This window comes from Pseudoalteromonas sp. S4492 (assembly GCF_005886115.1).
In the GTDB taxonomy this organism is placed as follows: Bacteria; Pseudomonadota; Gammaproteobacteria; order Enterobacterales; family Alteromonadaceae; genus Pseudoalteromonas; species Pseudoalteromonas gelatinilytica.
This window is the reverse complement of the sequence record NZ_PNCP01000036.1, coordinates 63,590-81,670: the sequence shown is the minus strand read 5'-3', so window position 1 is coordinate 81,670 and position 18,081 is coordinate 63,590. Positions and strand designations below refer to the sequence as shown.

At 40.4% G+C, this 18,081-nt stretch carries 16 protein-coding genes and 2 tRNA genes; 14 read left to right on the top strand and 4 right to left on the bottom strand.

The genetic code is table 11. The features are described from left to right. Positions 1–2 precede the first annotated feature (2 nt). Genes tusB through CWC28_RS10980 form a run of 4 tightly spaced genes read right to left on the bottom strand, consistent with a single transcriptional unit; the run spans position 3 to position 1,693 of the window. Positions 3–260 carry a sulfurtransferase complex subunit TusB gene (gene tusB, locus CWC28_RS10995; RefSeq protein WP_276203799.1) on the bottom strand — a complete coding sequence of 86 codons (258 nt, stop codon included), beginning with the start codon at positions 258–260 and terminating at the stop codon, positions 3–5. A gap of 5 nt (positions 261–265) precedes the next feature. Further along, complete coding sequence (gene tusC / locus CWC28_RS10990) at positions 266–622, bottom strand: sulfurtransferase complex subunit TusC (protein ID WP_063705589.1); 357 nt, start codon at positions 620–622, stop codon at positions 266–268. After that, on the bottom strand, positions 619–972 hold the full coding sequence (tusD, locus tag CWC28_RS10985; protein WP_063705587.1) for a sulfurtransferase complex subunit TusD: 354 nt from the start codon (positions 970–972) through the stop codon (positions 619–621). The genes tusC and tusD overlap by 4 nt, the downstream gene beginning before the upstream one ends. A 55-nt stretch (positions 973–1,027) precedes the next feature. Then, the gene (locus CWC28_RS10980; protein WP_063705584.1) at positions 1,028–1,693 is read right to left on the bottom strand and encodes a Bax inhibitor-1/YccA family protein; all 666 of its coding nucleotides are present in this window, start codon (positions 1,691–1,693) and stop codon (positions 1,028–1,030) included. A 258-nt stretch (positions 1,694–1,951) separates the two neighbouring features. On the opposite strand from CWC28_RS10980, the gene CWC28_RS10975 reads away from it, so the two are divergent. The 14 genes from CWC28_RS10975 (at position 1,952) to CWC28_RS10910 (ending at position 18,021) form a co-directional block, all read left to right on the top strand. Beyond that, positions 1,952–2,042 (top strand) — tRNA-Ser (locus tag CWC28_RS10975). 41 nt (positions 2,043–2,083) lie between these two features. After that, positions 2,084–2,174: transfer RNA gene (locus tag CWC28_RS10970), tRNA-Ser, on the top strand. A 152-nt stretch (positions 2,175–2,326) separates the two neighbouring features. Continuing rightward, entirely contained in the window at positions 2,327–2,722 is a 396-nt protein-coding gene (locus CWC28_RS10965) for a hypothetical protein (RefSeq protein WP_063705582.1), read from the top strand. 125 nt (positions 2,723–2,847) lie between these two features. Beyond that, positions 2,848–3,309: a free L-methionine (R)-S-oxide reductase MsrC gene (gene msrC / locus CWC28_RS10960; RefSeq protein ID WP_063705580.1), complete on the top strand. Its 462-nt coding sequence runs from the start codon at positions 2,848–2,850 to the stop codon at positions 3,307–3,309. Beyond that, complete coding sequence (locus CWC28_RS10955; protein WP_063705577.1) at positions 3,306–3,584, top strand: hypothetical protein; 279 nt, start codon at positions 3,306–3,308, stop codon at positions 3,582–3,584. The genes msrC and CWC28_RS10955 overlap by 4 nt, the downstream gene beginning before the upstream one ends. 14 nt (positions 3,585–3,598) lie before the next feature. Next, positions 3,599–4,249, top strand: a complete 651-nt coding sequence (gene proQ, locus CWC28_RS10950) for an RNA chaperone ProQ (RefSeq protein ID WP_063705575.1) — start codon at positions 3,599–3,601, stop codon at positions 4,247–4,249. A gap of 27 nt (positions 4,250–4,276) precedes the next feature. After that, a complete protein-coding gene (gene prc / locus CWC28_RS10945; RefSeq protein ID WP_063705572.1) occupies positions 4,277–6,301 on the top strand; it encodes a carboxy terminal-processing peptidase in 2,025 nt (674 codons plus the stop codon). A gap of 178 nt (positions 6,302–6,479) precedes the next feature. After that, positions 6,480–7,961 carry a Na+/H+ antiporter NhaC gene (gene nhaC / locus CWC28_RS10940; RefSeq protein WP_063705570.1) on the top strand — a complete coding sequence of 494 codons (1,482 nt, stop codon included), beginning with the start codon at positions 6,480–6,482 and terminating at the stop codon, positions 7,959–7,961. A 41-nt stretch (positions 7,962–8,002) separates the two neighbouring features. Further along, on the top strand, positions 8,003–10,597 hold the full coding sequence (gene pepN / locus CWC28_RS10935) for an aminopeptidase N (RefSeq protein ID WP_138625150.1): 2,595 nt from the start codon (positions 8,003–8,005) through the stop codon (positions 10,595–10,597). Then, a complete protein-coding gene (locus CWC28_RS10930; protein WP_105174066.1) occupies positions 10,597–10,818 on the top strand; it encodes a DUF2835 domain-containing protein in 222 nt (73 codons plus the stop codon). The genes pepN and CWC28_RS10930 overlap by 1 nt, the downstream gene beginning before the upstream one ends. Before the next feature lie 288 nt (positions 10,819–11,106). Then, on the top strand, positions 11,107–13,191 hold the full coding sequence (locus CWC28_RS10925) for a DUF1302 domain-containing protein (RefSeq protein ID WP_063705564.1): 2,085 nt from the start codon (positions 11,107–11,109) through the stop codon (positions 13,189–13,191). 12 nt (positions 13,192–13,203) lie between these two features. Then, entirely contained in the window at positions 13,204–14,568 is a 1,365-nt protein-coding gene (locus CWC28_RS10920) for a DUF1329 domain-containing protein (protein WP_138625193.1), read from the top strand. A 124-nt stretch (positions 14,569–14,692) separates the two neighbouring features. Continuing rightward, positions 14,693–15,697, top strand: coding sequence for a WD40/YVTN/BNR-like repeat-containing protein (locus CWC28_RS10915; protein WP_063705561.1), 1,005 nt, complete (start codon positions 14,693–14,695; stop codon positions 15,695–15,697). Then, complete coding sequence (locus CWC28_RS10910) at positions 15,697–18,021, top strand: efflux RND transporter permease subunit (RefSeq protein ID WP_063705559.1); 2,325 nt, start codon at positions 15,697–15,699, stop codon at positions 18,019–18,021. The genes CWC28_RS10915 and CWC28_RS10910 overlap by 1 nt, the downstream gene beginning before the upstream one ends. The last annotated feature ends 60 nt before the right edge of the window (positions 18,022–18,081 follow it).

The following is an 18,081-nucleotide window of genomic DNA, read 5'->3' as shown; positions in this document are numbered from 1 at the left end:
GTTTACCAAGTAATCGTGTTCTTTGCGTTTATAGTCAATTCTACAAATTGCCTGTAGTCTAAGGCTGATTCATTATGACTAAGTGAAATATCGCGCGCTTCTGCATCTTCTTTCAGTAAAAAAAGTGCAGAAGAAAACTGTTTAAATTGCCTGCTGTTATAACATGCGTCACTGACAAGTAGCACAGAATCTTGTGCAGTAATCAAATTAGCGAGCATATTGTTGCAGTAATGCGATAAGGGTTTTGAAAAAATATGCAAGGTACTCAAAGTGTAACCACCTGATGTTGCTGTGCAATCAACGCTCGCTGTTGTTCAAAGTTAGCTACTTTGACATCAATCATTAACGCGTCTTTTGTTAAGTTAAAATCCATTAACGACTTTTCACATACATAAATGTTTTCAACATCGTATAACTCAAGGGTTTTAATGGTTTTAAAATAGTTTTTAATACCAAGTAATTCTGGTTGTTGATTTTTTTTCAAAGCCAAAACAGCTTCACCACTCAGAAGCCAGCTAATGTTCTGTTCGATAGCGGCAAAAATCAGTGTGGTATCGAGTGATTCACGAATATGCTGATCATCAAATGGGCCATGTTGACTTATTACTAAAATGTTTTTCATTTAAATTGCACCCATTTATCTGCTTCACTGACAAGCATCGCAAATTCAGCGAGTCCAGCGACGGTAAACACACCTGTATTAGCGGTATCTAAGCCACGCTTTTCAGCGGCCGTTACACATAGCAGTAGGGGAATGTTTTGCTCACTTAACGACTGCCACAAGCGATTAATTGGTAGCTCGTCACTGGCAAGTTCTAAATGGTTACTTGCGTGGTAAACACCTGCTTGATAAAGAAAAATAGCTGCAATCGAGTGACCAGAATCAAGACAAGCCTGTGCAAATTTAATCAGCCGTTGAGTAGTGTCGTGATCGGTCGGTGCGGTATGAAGAGAAAGTACAAATTGTGCCAAAACGCATCCAATAAAAAAGCCCCTAGAAAGGGGCTATTTTAGCAGAACTATTTAATTAGTCATCACTTGCACCAAGTAGGTGTAGAAGTGAAGTGAATAAGTTATAAATGTTCAGGTATAAAGCAACCGTTGCACGGATGTAATTGGTTTCGCCGCCGTTAATAATACGGCTTGTGTCGAATAAGATGAAACCAGACATAATTAGTACAACAGCGGCGTTGATAACCATAAAGGTAACTGAGCTGCCGATAAATAAGTTAACTAGGCTTGCAATAATAACCACGATTAAACCAACAGTTAAAAAGCCGCCCATAAATGAGAAGTCTTTTTTAGTGGTAAGCGCATAAGCCGACAAACCAAAGAAAATTAACGCGGTAGAACCTAACGCTTGCATAATAAGGAATGGGCCATTTGGCATTGCTGCGTAGTAGTTAAGCATTGGACCAAGCCCTGCGCCCATCAAACCTGTGAAAACAAATACCCAAGCAACACCTGACGCACTGTCGGCCTTTTTATTAACAACAAAAAGTACGCCGAATGCAATCAAGCTGAATACTAACCCCATAAAATAAGGTAGATTCATTACCATAGAGATACCGGCAGTGACTGCACTAAAAGCAAGTGTCATTGCGAGTAAAAAATAGGTGTTTTTTAAAACTTTATTGGTTTCAATAGTCGACATTACTGGTCTAGCAGTATTGTACGATTGATTAAACGCCATTGTTAGAGCTCCTTTAAATGAACTTATACGTTCGTTAGTTCCAATTGTTAAACTGAACTAAGCCTATCAAGAGTTATATATTTGGGCAAACTATTGTGGATCAATAGACAGGATAAATAATTGAAAAGTTCAAATCGATTATATTTTGACTTTAATTGTGTTAATACTGAACGATTTAGTTGTTTTTTAATCACTTAAACAGTTTTTTGAAAAAAAAGCTTCACAAGCACGGCCGCTTTATCTATTATGCACGCCGTCGGAGAGATGGCAGAGTGGTCGAATGCACCGGTCTTGAAAACCGGCAGGGGTTTGTAGCCCCTCTAGGGTTCAAATCCCTATCTCTCCACCATTATTTTTACTACTGGCGTAAGCGAGTAGGTTTTCGCATTCGGAGAGATGGCAGAGTGGTCGAATGCACCGGTCTTGAAAACCGGCAGGGGTTTGTAGCCCCTCTAGGGTTCAAATCCCTATCTCTCCACCATCATTGAAGCCGCTGAATTTATTCAGCGGCTTTTTTGTTTCTAGCGCTTTTTCTTCAGCCTGCAAATTACGACTATTGTCGATATTTCGCATTTCAACTAGTTAGTCCATGCTTATTACTTCTCGTATTATCTTTGTGAAATTAGGGAATTTATGAAACATCGTTTAGCAAAGAGTGTAGGACTTTCTTTATTATCGCCTGTGATCATCGGTTGTATCTTAGGCCTTTATTATGCGTTTACACTTGAGGGAAATGGCTTAAGCATTTTCTTTAAGCTTCTTGTTAGCGCAATAGCCAATGCACATATCGTTGGGTTAACTATGGCAGCCTTTGTCGTACCGGGATATTTGCTTATGTATAAGTATGCAAAGGTAAATTATTCAGGTGTATTAACGCTAGGTCTATTAGGTGGTGCCATCTTTAGTTACCTATTAAGTCCGACAACAGGCATGGAATTTATTGTTAATGCATTGATGTCTGCACTTGCAGCGGGTCTGTTTTTATTTGGTTTAAGACAGGGTCTTACAACACAATCTTCTCATCAATAGCAGAATATTTAATCAAGCTGACTGAAATTGAGGGCAAAATGTTTTTTTTTGCCCTTAAAAGGTTTCATTTGTCGTCTACAAAGAGTACCTTTAGCTACTGTATGTTTAATAAGAAGTAGTTTGGTATGCAAAAGCAAGATTTTTACCAGTCATTAGTTAAACAAACTGAGTCGCTAATCACTGGTGAATCAAATGTTATTGCCAACATGGCAAATATTAGTGCGCTGTTATTTACCTCTTTAGAGGATATAAACTGGGCGGGCTTTTATTTAATGGATTCACCTGAAGAATTAGTGCTAGGGCCGTTTCAAGGTAATCCTGCATGTATCCGTATTCCAGTAGGTAAAGGGGTATGTGGAACTGCCGCGCAAACACAACAAACACAACTCGTTGAAGACGTTCATGCATTTGCTGGGCACATTGCCTGTGATGCTGCATCGAATTCTGAAGTCGTTGTGCCGATTTTCAAAGACGGTAAAGTATTTGCTGTACTTGATATCGACAGCCCAAGCATTGCGCGATTCGACGCTGATGATCAAGCTGGTTTAGAAGCATTGGTAAAATGCTTTGAGGCAAATCTAAAATGAAAGATCTGCTAAATGTGCAAGATTACCTCTTTGCAATTGCTGATGTTGGTGATTGGGAAGGGGAAGAAGAAGTTGTTGCCGAAAGGCTCAACGACTTGATTCACATGGCTTGGGATCGTCTACCGGATGACCTTGACTGTGAATCAATTGATGAAATTATAAATGGTATTTGGGAACACCTTCGTGGTGATTTAGCGCTTATTGAAGCGGACTTCGAAGAGTTGACCGACTGGGTAACACACTATGTCGATTCATCATTAGATGAAAAGATGTAATAAAAGGTTCTAACATGGAAACCACAAACAAGCTAAAAGATATTAATGAAGTATTGGATTTCTTATACCAAGAATTTCCACAATGTTTTAAACAAAAAGACGGCATTCAACCGCTTAAAGTCGGTATCTTTAAAGATATTGCTGAGCGCATTGAAGGTTCTGAGAAAGTAAGTAAGACTCAGGTACGTCAAGCACTAAGAAAATACACCTCAAACTGGCGCTATTTAGAAGCCGTGACTAAGTCTGAGTTCCGTATCGACCTTGATGGTAATCAAGACGAAAAAGTGGAACAAGAGCACATTGAACACGCGCAAAAAGCGTTAGAAGAAAGCCGCGCTAAAATGGCGAAGCGTAAAAAGCCACAACGTCCACGCAAAGACGGTGACACAAAATCTTACAAAAAGAATACAGGTCATCACGCTAAATCTGGCGAAAAAGGCGCTAAAGTAAGTAATAAGCCTGCTAAAGCTGCTCCTGTAAAACGTTCAGGAAAAGTTGAACCTTTACCTGCCTCTGAGGTCAAGGTAAATAGCAAAGTTAAAGTTAAACTTGGCCAAGCACTTGTAAACGCAGTTATTACTGAAGTGAATAAAGATGAAGTTCACGTTGAGTTAGTAACAGGGATGCAAGTTAAAACCAAAGCAGACAGCCTGTATATCATTTAATAGCTGTAAAAAATAAAGGAGTTGTGTATGAGTAAAAAGTTTACGCTCATTCCGTTAGTCGCTGCCCTGTTTTCAGGTTCATTATTGGCATCGTCAGATAATCTGACAGAAAAAGATTTGCCAGTACTCAAGCAAGAAAGCCAACATAGTACAGCAAGCAAACGGGTGACAAACTTATTTACTCGTGCACACTACAAACCAATTAAATTTAACGATGAATTATCTGAACAGATTTTTGATCGCTACATTGAATCTCTCGACTACAACAAAAGTGTATTTTTAGCGTCTGACATTGCCTCGTTTGAGCAATATAAAGACCAGTTTGATAATGCATTGTCGACAGGTAAATTGGGTTTTGCCTTTGATATTTTTAACTTAAGCTTAAAACGTCGTTTTGAACGTTACGATTATTCTTTATCGCTACTTGAAAATGAAATGAAGTTCGATAATGAAGATGAGTACGTATTTGACCGTGAAGACGCTGATTGGGCAACAAGCCAAGCTGAGCTTGATGAACTTTGGCGTCAACGCGTTAAATATGATGCGTTACGTTTAAAAATGACCGGTAAAGATTGGCAGGGCATCAAAGAAGTTCTGACCAAACGCTACCACAATGCGCAAAAACGTTTAGTTCAGACAAACAGTGAAGATGCGTTTCAAATCGTGATGAATTCATTTGCACGAAGCATCGAAGCACATACCTCTTATTTATCACCACGACGCGCTGAACAGTTCAAGATGGATATGGATCTTGAGTTAGAAGGTATTGGTGCGGTGCTTAGCTATGATGAAGACTACACAGTTATCCGTAGTTTAGTGCCTGGTGGCCCAGCTGATAAATCAGAACAAATTAAAGCAGACGATCGTATTATTGGTGTTGCTCAAGAAGGCGAAGACTTTGTTGACGTAATTGGCTGGCGTTTAGATGACGTCGTTGATTTGATCAAGGGCCCTAAAGGCACAAAAGTTCGTCTGCAATATCTTAAAGGGGCAGATGCTCACGGCACACCGAAAGTGGTTGAAATTACGCGTGATAAAATTCGCTTAGAAGATCGCGCTGCAAAATCTGAAGTATTTGAAGCAAAATATTCAGACTTAACCAGCAAAATTGGTGTGATTGAAATCCCTGGTTTCTATAACAATTTATCGCAAGACGTTAAAGTTGAAATTGCGAAATTAAAAGAAGCTAAAGTCGACGGCATCATCATCGATTTACGTCAAAACGGGGGCGGTTCACTTTACGAAGCGACTCAGTTATCTGGCTTGTTCATCGACCAAGGCCCTGTTGTACAAATTCATACCCTGAATAATCGTATTGAAGAGCAAAAAGATCGTGACGGTGTCACTTTTTATGATGGCCCGCTAACTGTGTTAGTTGATCGCTACAGTGCGTCTGCATCAGAGATTTTTGCAGCTGCAATGCAAGACTATGGCCGCGCAATTGTGATTGGTGAACAAACCTTTGGTAAGGGTACCGTTCAACAGCACAAACCACTTGGCCGTGCTTATGACTTATACGATCACCCATTAGGTAGCGTGCAATATACCATTGCAAAATTCTACCGGATTAACGGCGGCAGCACACAACACAAAGGCGTGATCCCAGATGTATCGTTCCCATCGGCAATTGACCCATCAGAGTGGGGCGAGAGCCAGCAAGATAACGCATTACCTTGGGATAGCATCATCCGTGCTAAGTACAATTCGGTTGATAACCTAAAACCAGCGATTGCTTACGTTAATAAGCTTCATGATACGCGTATTGCCGGTGAGCCTGAGTTTGGCTATGTGTTTGATGACATTAAGCGCTACCAAGAAGAGAAAGACCGTAAAACTATCTCATTGGTTGAAGCGACCCGTCTAAAAGAGAAAGATGAAGGTGAAGAGCGTGCCTTAGAGCGTGCTAATGAACGACTTGTTCGCTTAGGTGAAAAGCCAGTTGAAAACCTTGATGATTTACCAGATAGCCTTGATGAACTAGACCCTTTCTTAGAAGAAGCGGCATTAATCACCCAAGATTATATAAAATATGGTCGTATCGCTAAGAAATAATTAGCAATTAATTAGCAATATAGATTAATAAAAAGGCGCATAAGCGCCTTTTTTGCTACCTAAAACAGGTCATATTGGTATAATCACAATACTTGGCTGCATAAGGCCACTGAAGTTTTGCGTCAAAGCTTACAATAATAATTAAACACGCCACATAAGACGTGTAGGAGACTATCTTTTGAATTCAATTGAAGAGAAGCCAATTAAACAGGCCAGTTTTTTAGATGCCTTAATCCCAATTACTGTGCTCGTGTGCCTATTAGGCGCTGCTGTTTATTTATTCGGTGATAATTCATCATCAGGTCCTAACCAAATCGCATTATTATTCGCTACATTTACCGCGGCATTAATAGGCTTAAAAAATGGTTACACCTGGAAGAAACTAGAACAAGCTATGATTGAGGGGATCACCTTATCCCTGGGAGCAATCATTATTCTATTAATGGTGGGTGCCTTAATTGGTACTTGGTTGTTATCAGGCACCGTACCTACTTTAATTTATTATGGTCTACAGATTATCAACCCTAGCTGGTTCTATGCCGCTAGCTGCTTGATTTGTGGCATTGTCGCTATGAGTATCGGTAGCTCTTGGACAACGGCTGCGACCATTGGTGTAGCGTTATTAGGTGTTGCAACTGGTCTTGGTCTTGAACAAGTTGTCACTGCGGGTGCGGTTATCTCAGGTGCCTACTTTGGTGATAAATTAAGCCCGCTTTCTGAAACAACGAATTTAGCGCCGGCAGTGGCAGGGGCTGATTTATTTGACCATATTCATCACATGCTTTGGACAACGGTACCAAGCTTTATTATCGCATTAATCATTTTCATATTTATGGGCTTTAATGCTGGCGGTTCAGCAGAAGCAGGTCGTATTGACGAAATCGTAAATTTACTAGAACAAAATTTTAATATTGGTTTTGAAATGCTAGTGCCACTGGTGGTGCTGTTATTTTTAGCAATTCGTAAGATGCCAGCTTTCCCTGCTATTTCAATTGGTGCAGTGCTAGGTGCAATTTGGGCTATGTTATTTCAATCAGATTTAATCAATAGCCAAATTGATGCATCACAAGGTCATGCTATTGGCTACTTTAAACTAGTTTGGACAACGTTCTTCGATGGTTTTAGCATTGATACTGGCGATGAAAAAATGGACTCACTATTAAGCGGTGGTGGTATGGCTGGCATGCTAACAACAACGTGGCTGATCATGACGGCCTTGATGTTTGGCGCTATCATGGAAAAAACCGGCTTACTTGATATGTTCGTTAAGAGCATCTTAAAAATTGCTAAAAGCACCGGCTCGCTTATCACTGCAACGATTGCAACATGTATTGGTACGAATGCAGTTGCAGCGGATCAATATATCGCGATTGTTGTTCCTGGTCGTATGTTTAAAGATGAATACGAAAAACGCGGTTTAAAGCCGGTTAACTTATCTCGCACATTAGAAGATGGCGGCACAATTACCAGCCCACTTATCCCATGGAACACCTGTGGTGCCTACATGCAAAGTGTTTTATTAATCAATCCATTTGATTATGCCATGTATGCATTCTTTAATTTAATTAATCCACTTTTAGCGATTGTTTACGCTTATTTAGGTATTAAAATTTTACGTATTACCCCAAAGCACCTTAAACAAGAAGCTAACGCTGAATAAACTATATAGGCCCTGCAGTGCAGGGCCATTTGGAGTCAGTTATGTCTACTACGACTAAACCTCAAGCTCAATATTTAAAAGATTACCAAGCCCCACAATTTTCAATCCAGCACATCAATTTACGCTTCGAATTAGCCCCTTTAAAAACATCAGTACAGTCAACAATGACAATCAACCGTACTGATGAGAGCAATGCAGATCTTGCGCTTGATGGTGTTGATTTAACACTTATCTCAGTAAAGGTTGATGATCAAGCGTATGATGATTACACGCTTGAAGATGAAAAGCTGATTATTCATAATCTGCCTGCAAGCTTTATTCTTAAAATTGAAAACCATATTGATCCACAAACGAATACTTCGTTAGAAGGTTTGTACTTGTCGGGTGGAGCTTACTGTACGCAATGTGAAGCTGAAGGGTTTAGAAAGATTACCTATTACCTTGACCGCCCAGACGTACTTGCCAGCTTTGATGTAACCATTATTGCCGACAAAAAGTACACTCATTTACTGTCTAATGGTAACCAAATTGAATCAGGTAACTTAGATGACGGTCGTCATTTTGTAAAATGGCAAGACCCATTTAAAAAGCCTAGCTACTTATTTGCATTAGTCGCCGGTGACTTTGACGTATTACGTGACCATTACACGACGCAGTCTGGTCGAAAAGTAGAATTAGCTTTGTTTGTTGATAAAGGTAATTTATCTAAGACGCCTCATGCTATGACGTCTTTAAAGAAATCAATGCAATGGGATGAAGAGCGCTTTAACCTTGAATACGATTTAGATATCTACATGATTGTTGCCGTTGATTTCTTCAACATGGGCGCAATGGAAAATAAAGGTTTGAATATCTTTAACTCTAAATGTGTTCTGGCGAATCAAGAAACAGCCACTGACAAAGATTATCATACGATTGAATCAATTGTAGGGCACGAGTATTTCCATAACTGGACCGGCAACCGTGTTACTTGCCGTGACTGGTTCCAGCTGTCGTTAAAAGAGGGCTTAACGGTTTTCCGCGACCAAGAGTTTAGTAGCGATTTAGGTTCTCGTGCGCTTAACCGTATCGATGCAGTTAAAGTCATGCGTACTCACCAATTTAGTGAAGATGCAGGGCCGATGGCACACCCAATTCGCCCTGAAAAAGTCATTGAAATGAATAACTTTTATACAGTGACTGTGTATGACAAAGGGGCTGAAGTTATTCGCATGATGCACACCTTACTTGGAGAAGAAAAGTTCCAACAAGGTATGGCATTGTATTTCGAGCGCCATGACGGACAGGCTGTTACCTGTGATGATTTTGTGGCTGCCATGAGTGATGCGTCTGGCATTGATTTAACGCAATTTAAGCGCTGGTATAGTCAAGCGGGTACACCTAAGCTCAATGTAGAGCAAGCGTATGATGAACAAAACCAAACTTTCACATTAAGCATTGAGCAGTTTGCACCTGATAATCAGCCTAACAATGCCTTATTACATATTCCATTTGCTATTGAGCTATTAGATAGTGAAGGGCAGTCGCTACCTCTTATAATTGATAATCAGGTCCAAGATTCGGTATTAAATGTCACTGAAAAAACGCAGCAGTTTGTTTTCGAGGGCATTAAACAGCGCCCTGTAGCAGTGCTACTCGAAGATTTCTCTGCGCCGTGTATTGTTAATCAAGATACCTCTGCTGCTGATCTATTACATATCATGCGTTTTGCTCGCAGTGATTTTTCACGTTGGGATGCGCAGCAGCGTTTATTTACCAATGAAATGAAAGCGGCGATTGCCAGTGGTGAAGCCTGTTTATCGGATGACATTTTATTCGCATTAAAAGCATTAATTGATCAGCGAGAAGGTGATCTTGCTCTAATTGCTGAGCTTTTAAAACTGCCTAGCTACGATACCCTCGCAGCAGAATATGCAGTTATCCCTGTTGATGACATTATTGCTGTACAAAATGCATTTGAATCACAAATAGCAACTCACCTAACAGAATCATTGGTAAATTGTTATAACGCGCTAGAAGATGATGGTTCAACATCTGCGACAGCTGTTGCCGTACGTGCTCTTAAGCAACTGTGTTTACATTATTTAGCGAAAACGAATCATAGCGACGTCAGTAGCCTCATCATAGAATCTGCACACAGTATTAATATGACCAATGCCCTTGCTGCATTGAGTGCGGTGGTAAAAGCAAACCATTCACTATGTGATACGCTGCTAACAGAGTTTGATGCAAAGTGGCGCCATGATGTGCTCGTTATGGATAAATGGTTTGCGTTGCAAGCAATGAAAGATTCTGCAACGAGTATCAACGATATTAAAGCGCTCTATGAACACCCAAGTTTTGACTTTGGTAACCCTAACCGCGTGCGTGCTTTAGTTGGCAGCTTTAGTCACTTTAATATCACTCAGTTCCATCGTGCAGATGGTAAAGGATACCAGCTGTTGGGTGACTTATTAGTTAAGCTTAATGATATTAATCCACAAAATGCATCACGTATGCTGACGCCATTTATGTCATGGAAACGCTATGATGAAAATCGTTCTGCGGCAATGAAAGCACAACTACAACGTTTAGCTGATTTAGATGGACTCAGTGATGATCTGTTTGAAAAAGTAGAGAAAGCACTCGAAAGTTAATGACAGAATATTATTTTGCATTGTATCTGAGTTACTCAGAATGTCTTGATTACTACCACGGTAAATATAAATCGGTGCAAGTCACAGAAGATGGTGGTAAGACAGTTCGATTTGCTGCCAGTCATTTACGTCCTTTTATTTCATCGTTAGGAATAAGAGGGCGTTTTAGATTAACGTTAACCGCAGATAATCAATTCTTAAAACTCGAAAAAATCAGTTAATAAAGCAGCTTCGGCTGCTTTTTTGTCACCTAAAAAGCTAATTTTTACTGTCCCCAATTCGCTAAATTTATTATATTTTTGTTAATTCGATTTGTTCTATTGTTAATTTACGTGTATAAAATATCTGGTATGACGTCTTACCAATACGTAAACGTCACATTTTTAAATAAATATTAACCGATTGAACGCGTTCCGTATTGTAATTTTAGCGTTTCGCTTCTATCGTTAGAAAGATACTAAAAACAACAATTTGATCACAAAACAACCCGTTACAGGGGGATGAACACAATGATAAAACGATCGCTTTTTGTTAAAAACAAAATAGCTTTGGGACTCGCTGCAGCTACACTCGGACTCTCAAGCACATCTTTGCATGCGGCAAATTTTGAGTTAGGTGGCTTCGACGTTCGATTTGACTCTAACTTTTCTTATGGTCAAAGCATACGAATTGAAGACCGTGATTTCCAACATATTGGTAAAAGTAATAATCCTTCATTTGATTGGACGGGTTATCACTCTGCGCTAAATCCAATTTATTCTTCTGCTGATGTATGGAACCAACCGGGTGCTTACTCAAATAATGGTGATGCAGGTAACCTTAATTTTGATAGTGGTGATTCATTTTCAAAATTATTAAAAGGTAACCATGAGCTATCAATCAGCAAAGATAACTTTGGTTTATTTACTCGTTTCATGTATTTCTACGACTTCGCCCTAATGGATGGTGATTTTGCGTATAGCAACCCAACATCAGGTAAAAAAGTAGACCCATGTGATGATGACGACACCAAAGAACAAGTGTGTGCTGATCTGCGTTTATTAGATGCTTATGTATGGGCAAACTTTGATTTAAATGAAGGTCGTAACCCGCTGTCTATTCGTTTAGGCCAACAAGTTGTTAACTGGGGGGAGAGTACTTTAATTTCTCATGGTATTAACGTAAACCCTGTTGATATCGATCGTTTAAAAGCCCCTGGTGCTGAATTAAAAGAAGCCTTTATTCCAGTTGGTATGCTTTGGGCGTCTTTAGGTATTACTGATAATGTAACCCTTGAAGGCTTTTACCAATATCAATGGCATGAAACGCGCCTTCCAGCGGCTGGTACGTACTTCTCGACCAACGATTTCGCATCTGAAAATGGTTATCAACAAAATATCCAATTAGGCTTCACGTCTAACCCAGATATCGACTTAGCATTCTTAACTGAAAGCTTAAATAATTTAGATGACATTGTTCGCTCGCAAGGTGTTGATCCTACATCAGTACAAGGCCGAGCAATGATGGCACAAATGTACCTAGCTTACCCAACTAAAGTGGCGTTAAAAGGCAAGGGTGGTGCTGGTAAAAACGAACCTGATGACGGTGGCCAATACGGTTTACGTTTAGGTATGTTCTTACCTGATTTGAATGATACTGAGTTAGCGCTATATCACATTAACTATCATAGCCGTCGCCCGGTAATCTCTGGTCAGGTTTCAAACTTTACCAGTGAAGCAATTGCTGCCGATATCGGTATGCTTTTAACAACAGATATCACTGAAGATAACGTAACAAACCTACAAGCATTCACTAAAGGCCAGTTAGAATACCCTGAAGATATTAAACTTTACGGTATCAGCTTCAATACCTCGCTAGGTGAAACAGCATTTGCCGGTGAATTTGCCTTCCGTCAAGATGAGCCTCTACAAATTGATGACGTAGAGTTACTGTATGCGGGTATGCCTGAGCAACTAGCTGTTGCGGGTATTCGTCCTGACTTTGCTGGTATTTCGCAAATGAGTCTTGGCGATGCAACAAGTGTTGTAGGTCCGGGTGAAGTTGCACAAGGTTTCATCCTGCGTAATACAGCACAGTTACAATTTACAGCAACACATCTATTTGGCCCATCATTAGGTGCTGATAGCTGGGCAGTTGTTGGTGAAATTGGTGGTGTACGCATTAACGATATGCCTGACTACGACGAGCTTCGTTTAAACGTAGCGGGTACTGGTCGAAGCGGTATCATGCAAGGCCCGTTAAGTGATGATTACTCAACACTTCATCTAGGTCTGTCTAATGGTCCTGAGACGAACCCATTCCCAACAGCATCGGCTTGGGGTTATCGTCTTATTGCGAAAGGTGATTACTACAACATTTTTAATGGTGTTAACTTCTCGCCACGTTTTGTGTTCTCACATGACGTGAATGGTATTACACCAGATCCAATGTTCTTATTTGTTGAAGACCGTAAATCGCTCGGTGTTACTATGAACTTCAACTATCAAAATGCGTGGTCGTTCGACTTTAGCTACAACTCTTTCTGGGGTGGTGGCGCAACGAATACTTTCTCTGACCGCGATTATGTTTCTTTCAATATTAAATATTCAATCTAAGGGTAAATTATGATTATTAGAAAACCTACCCTCATTGCTGCAGCATTTTGTGGCATTTTCACAAGCTCGAGTGTACTTGCAAAAATTACCGCTGATGAAGCGGCACGTTTAGGTAATGATTTAACGCCAATTGGCGCAGAAAAAGCAGCGAATAAAGACGGCTCAATTCCAGCTTGGACAGGCGGCATTACAACGCCACCGGCAAGTTATAAGCCAGGTATGCATCATCCTGATCCGTATGCAGATGATAAAATTTTATTCACGATTGATAAATCGAATGTTGCCGAGTACAAAGATTACTTGAGCCCAGGTCAAATTGAATTATTCAATACCTATCCTGACACGTTCAAAATGAACATCTATCCAACCCGTCGTAGCGCGTCTTATCCGCAGTTTGTATATGATGCAACGAAAAAATATGCAACGACAGCGGAATTAGTGGAAGGTGGTAATGGTATTAAAAATACCGCTGTAGGTGTTCCGTTTCCAATTCCTAAAGATGGTTTAGAAGCTATTTGGAACCACTTATTACGTTTCCGTGGTTTATCAATCGAGCGCTCTGGTGGTCAAGCAGCACCAACAGCATCAGGCTCTTATAACTACGTTGGTTTTGAAGAACAATTGTTAGTTGAGTATTCATCGCCTGAAGCGACACCTGAAAAACTACAAGAATCAAATATCTTGTTTAAGTTTAAGCAAAAAGTAACTGAGCCTGCGCGTCTTGCTGGTACTGCGTTATTAGTTCATGAAACCATGGACCAAATCTTAACGCCTCGCCAAGCATGGACATACAACTCAGGTCAACGCCGTGTTCGTCGCGCACCTAATGTTGCTTATGATGCACCAGGAACAGCGGCTGACAGCTTACGTACAACTGATGACTTTGATATGTTCAATGGTTCACCGAACCGTTACAACTGGACATTAAAAGGTAAGCAAGAGCTTTATATTCCTTATAACAGCTACAAGCTACACAGTGACAAACTGAGCTATGATGACATTTTACAAGCTGGTCATATCAACCCTGAGCATGTTCGTTATGAAAAACACCGTGTTTGGGTTGTAGAAGCAAATCTAAAAGAGGGCACGCGTCACATTTATAAGAAACGTGTTTTCTATATTGATGAAGATAGCTGGCAAGTACATGTAACGGATATCTACGATAACCGTGATCAAATGTATCGTGTAGCGATGGCACATGGTCTTAACTACTATGAAGTACCAACTCATTGGAGTACGTTAGAAGTTTACCATGATCTTAACTCACGTCGTTATTTAGCAATTGGTTTAGATAACCAAGAAAAAATGTATGATTTCTCTAAATCATTCAACGATAACGAGTTTACTTCAAGCGCATTACGTCGCGAAGGTCGTTAATCAAAATAAGGCACCTGCTAACAGGTGCCTTTTGCAATTCGCGTAAGTCATCAGGACACGCAATTGGTTTTCCCAGTGGCTTTTTTGACTTCTCTTTTTATCATTTCGAAGGCGATTTATCTTTATGAAGTATTTGCTTTATGCCTGTCTTGCTTATAGTGCTTCATGTTTTTCTCAAGACATGCCAGTAGCGCAACACGCCGTTAGCGCTGTTAATGCGAACAAAACTCTTCTTACTGACATTGAATTAGCAGGTTCACAGCTGGTTGCTGTAGGTAAACATGGTGTGGTTATTACAAGCTCAGATGCGCAATCTTGGCAACAAGCGAGTGTCCCAACACAAGTGCTACTCACAGCCGTTGATTTTTACAATAGCGACTTAGGCTGGGCATGTGGTCATGATGCAACCATCATTAACACAGTGGATGCAGGTAAAACATGGCAGTTACAACAATCTTTACCAAACATGGATAAACCGTGTTTGGATATCTTATTTACATCAGAAAAGCACGGTTATGCCGTTGGTGCTTATGGCATGTTCTTTGAAACCAATGATGGTGGTGAGCATTGGCAAAAGCGCTTTTTAGATAGTTTACTGTTTGAAGATGACCGTGATTATTTAAATGACTTAAAAGAAAATGATCCTGAAGGTTATGAAGTCGAGACAGCATCAATACTGCCACATTTTAATCGCATCGTTAAAGCCGGTGAGCGTTTAATTTTAGCCGGTGAAATGGGGTTGATGGCAGAAAGTGTCGACAATGGCCAAACATGGCAACGCCTCGAAGAGATCTATATGGGCTCTTTCTTTACGTTTGCGTCAACTGCAGATCAAGGTGGCGAAGACATCGTTGCAGGACTTCGTGGCAATATTTTTACTCGTCAAGCCGACAGTGATCAGTGGCAGCAAATCCCGCACAGCAATTATGCAACCGTGAATAGCGCAATTAATTACAATAATGAATGGCTATTATTTGCAAACAGTGGCGTGATTTTCCATATTAAAAATGATCAACTCTCAGAAGAACAAATGGCAGATGGTAAGTCATTACTCGATGGCGTTGTGTTTCAAAACAAACTGATTATGGCTTCAGAAAATGGCATTAAAGTGAAGGAGTTGAATCCGTAATGCGTGGTTTTTTAGATATCTTAGAAAGAGCGGTGTTTCGCCATCGCTTGTTCGCAATTATTTCTTTTGCTTTGATCACCTGTTTTTTATTATTCAAAGCAACGCAAATTCAATTAGACGCGTCGTTTAACAAAAATATTCCGCTCAATCATGACTACATGAAAGTTTACACTAAACACGAAAAGCAGTTTGGTGGCGCTAACAGTATTTTAATTTCAGTCTGTGATGCAGACGGTGATATTTTTAATGAAGAATTTTTTACTCAACTGAAAGCAGTTCACGACCAGCTTTACTTTATTCCAGGGGTAAATCGTCCGTTAGTAAATTCAATTTTTGCACCGAGTGCGCGTTTCGTTGAAGTGGTTGAAGATGGTTTCGCCGGTGGTCCCATTATTCCTGCAAACTTTACAGCAGACAAACGTGGGCTTGCGGTTGTAAAAGAAAACATCGAAAAAGCAAAAGTAGTTGGTCGCATGATTGCAAGCGACTACTCGTGTGCAATGGTAACTGCTCAGCTACTCGAGACTGATCCACAAACACAAGAAAAACTCGACACGTTAGCCTTTGCTGAAAAGTTAGAAACACAAGTACGTGAACCGCTAAGCACTGACAAGGTCAGTATTCATATTATCGGTTTTGCAAAAATGGCTGGGGATGTCGCAGAGGGCGCTAAGGGCGTACTGTTATTCTTTGCTATTGCTATTGCTTTCACATTTGTAATGGTTTGGCTGTTCTGCCACTCTTTAAAACTGACTATTTTACCGATTGCTTGTTCGATCATTGCTGTTGTTTGGCAGTTAGGTTTGCTGTCAAGCCTAGGCTTTGGTTTAGACCCTATGTCAATTTTGGTGCCGTTTTTAGTGTTTGCCATTGGTGTAAGCCATGGTGTGCAAATGATTAATGATATCGGTAAAAAAGTCACATCGGGCAGCTCAACCAGAGTGTGCTGTCAGGCAAGCTTTAGAGCACTACTTATTCCAGGTGGTATTGCTCTGTTATCTGATACCGTGGGCTTTTTAACTTTACTGACGATTGATATTGGTATTATTCGTGAGCTTGCTATTACCGCGAGCTTAGGTGTTGCGGTTATTATTTTCACAAACTTAATCTTATTGCCGGTTTGGGCTTCGTATATGCGCTTCGAAGGTTCAGTGCATATTCAAGCGGGTACACATACAGACAAACCGAATTTCTTAGATAAACTACGTGAACTGTTAGTTAAAGCAACAGACCGAAAAACAGCTGTGTTCATCATTGCACTGACAGCCGTGTTATTCGCTGTGGGCTATTGGCAAGCTGATAAGATGCGTATCGGTGATTTACATGCTGGTGCACCATCACTGCATCAAGATGCCCGTTATAACCAAGATACTTTCTTAATATCAGATAAATACACCATATCTTCAGATATCCTAAAAGTGATTGTTGAAGCCTATCCTGCAGCCTGTACTGAGCATGATGTGATGGAACGTATTAGTCGTTTCCAATGGCAAATGGAAAACGTAGCAGGGGTACAATCGGCTGTGAGTTTAAGCTCAGTTGCACAATCTGTGAATGCAGGCTTTAACGAAGGTAACTTAAAATGGCAAAGCTTGCCGCGAAACACCGCGAGCTTAGTGCAATCAACATCGCGTGTTGAAACAAGCTCAGGCTTACTTGATGGAAACTGTTCTGTCATGCCGGTGATTATTTTCTTAAATGACCACAAAGCAGAAACGATTGACCACGTTGTTGCTAAAGTTAAAGAGTTTGCTGCTGGCGAAGAAACTGACACGTTGAAGTTTAAACTTGCATCAGGGCCTGTGGGTGTAATGGCTGCAACGAACGAATCAGTATCAGCTGCACAGCTACCTATGATGCTTTACGTTTACGGCGCCGTAATCCTGCTATGCTTAATAAGCTTTAGAAGTGTGAAGGCCACAATCGCTGTAGTATTACCTCTGTACATCGTATCGACGTTAGCGCAAGCGTTGATGGTACAGTTAGAAATTGGCTTAACAGTGTCGACACTACCAGTTATCGCTTTAGGTGTTGGTATTGGTGTTGATTATGGGATTTATATACTGTCATCAATGATGGGGCAGCTAAAACAAGGTGTCGCACTGGAAGTTGCTTATCGCAATGCATTAGCAGAGCGTGGTAGCGCAGTGTTATTCACAGGTATTACCTTAGCCATCGGTGTCAGCACATGGATTTTCTCTGATCTGAAGTTCCAAGTAGATATGGGTATACTTTTGACCTTCATGTTCTTGGTTAACATGTTGGGTGCAGTACTACTTTTACCTGCAATTGGTAGCTTCCTCTGGACTGACCAGAAAAAATAATGTGAATAATTGTGCTCCAATATGGCCAGTAATGGCCATTTATATCTATATTTTGTGAAT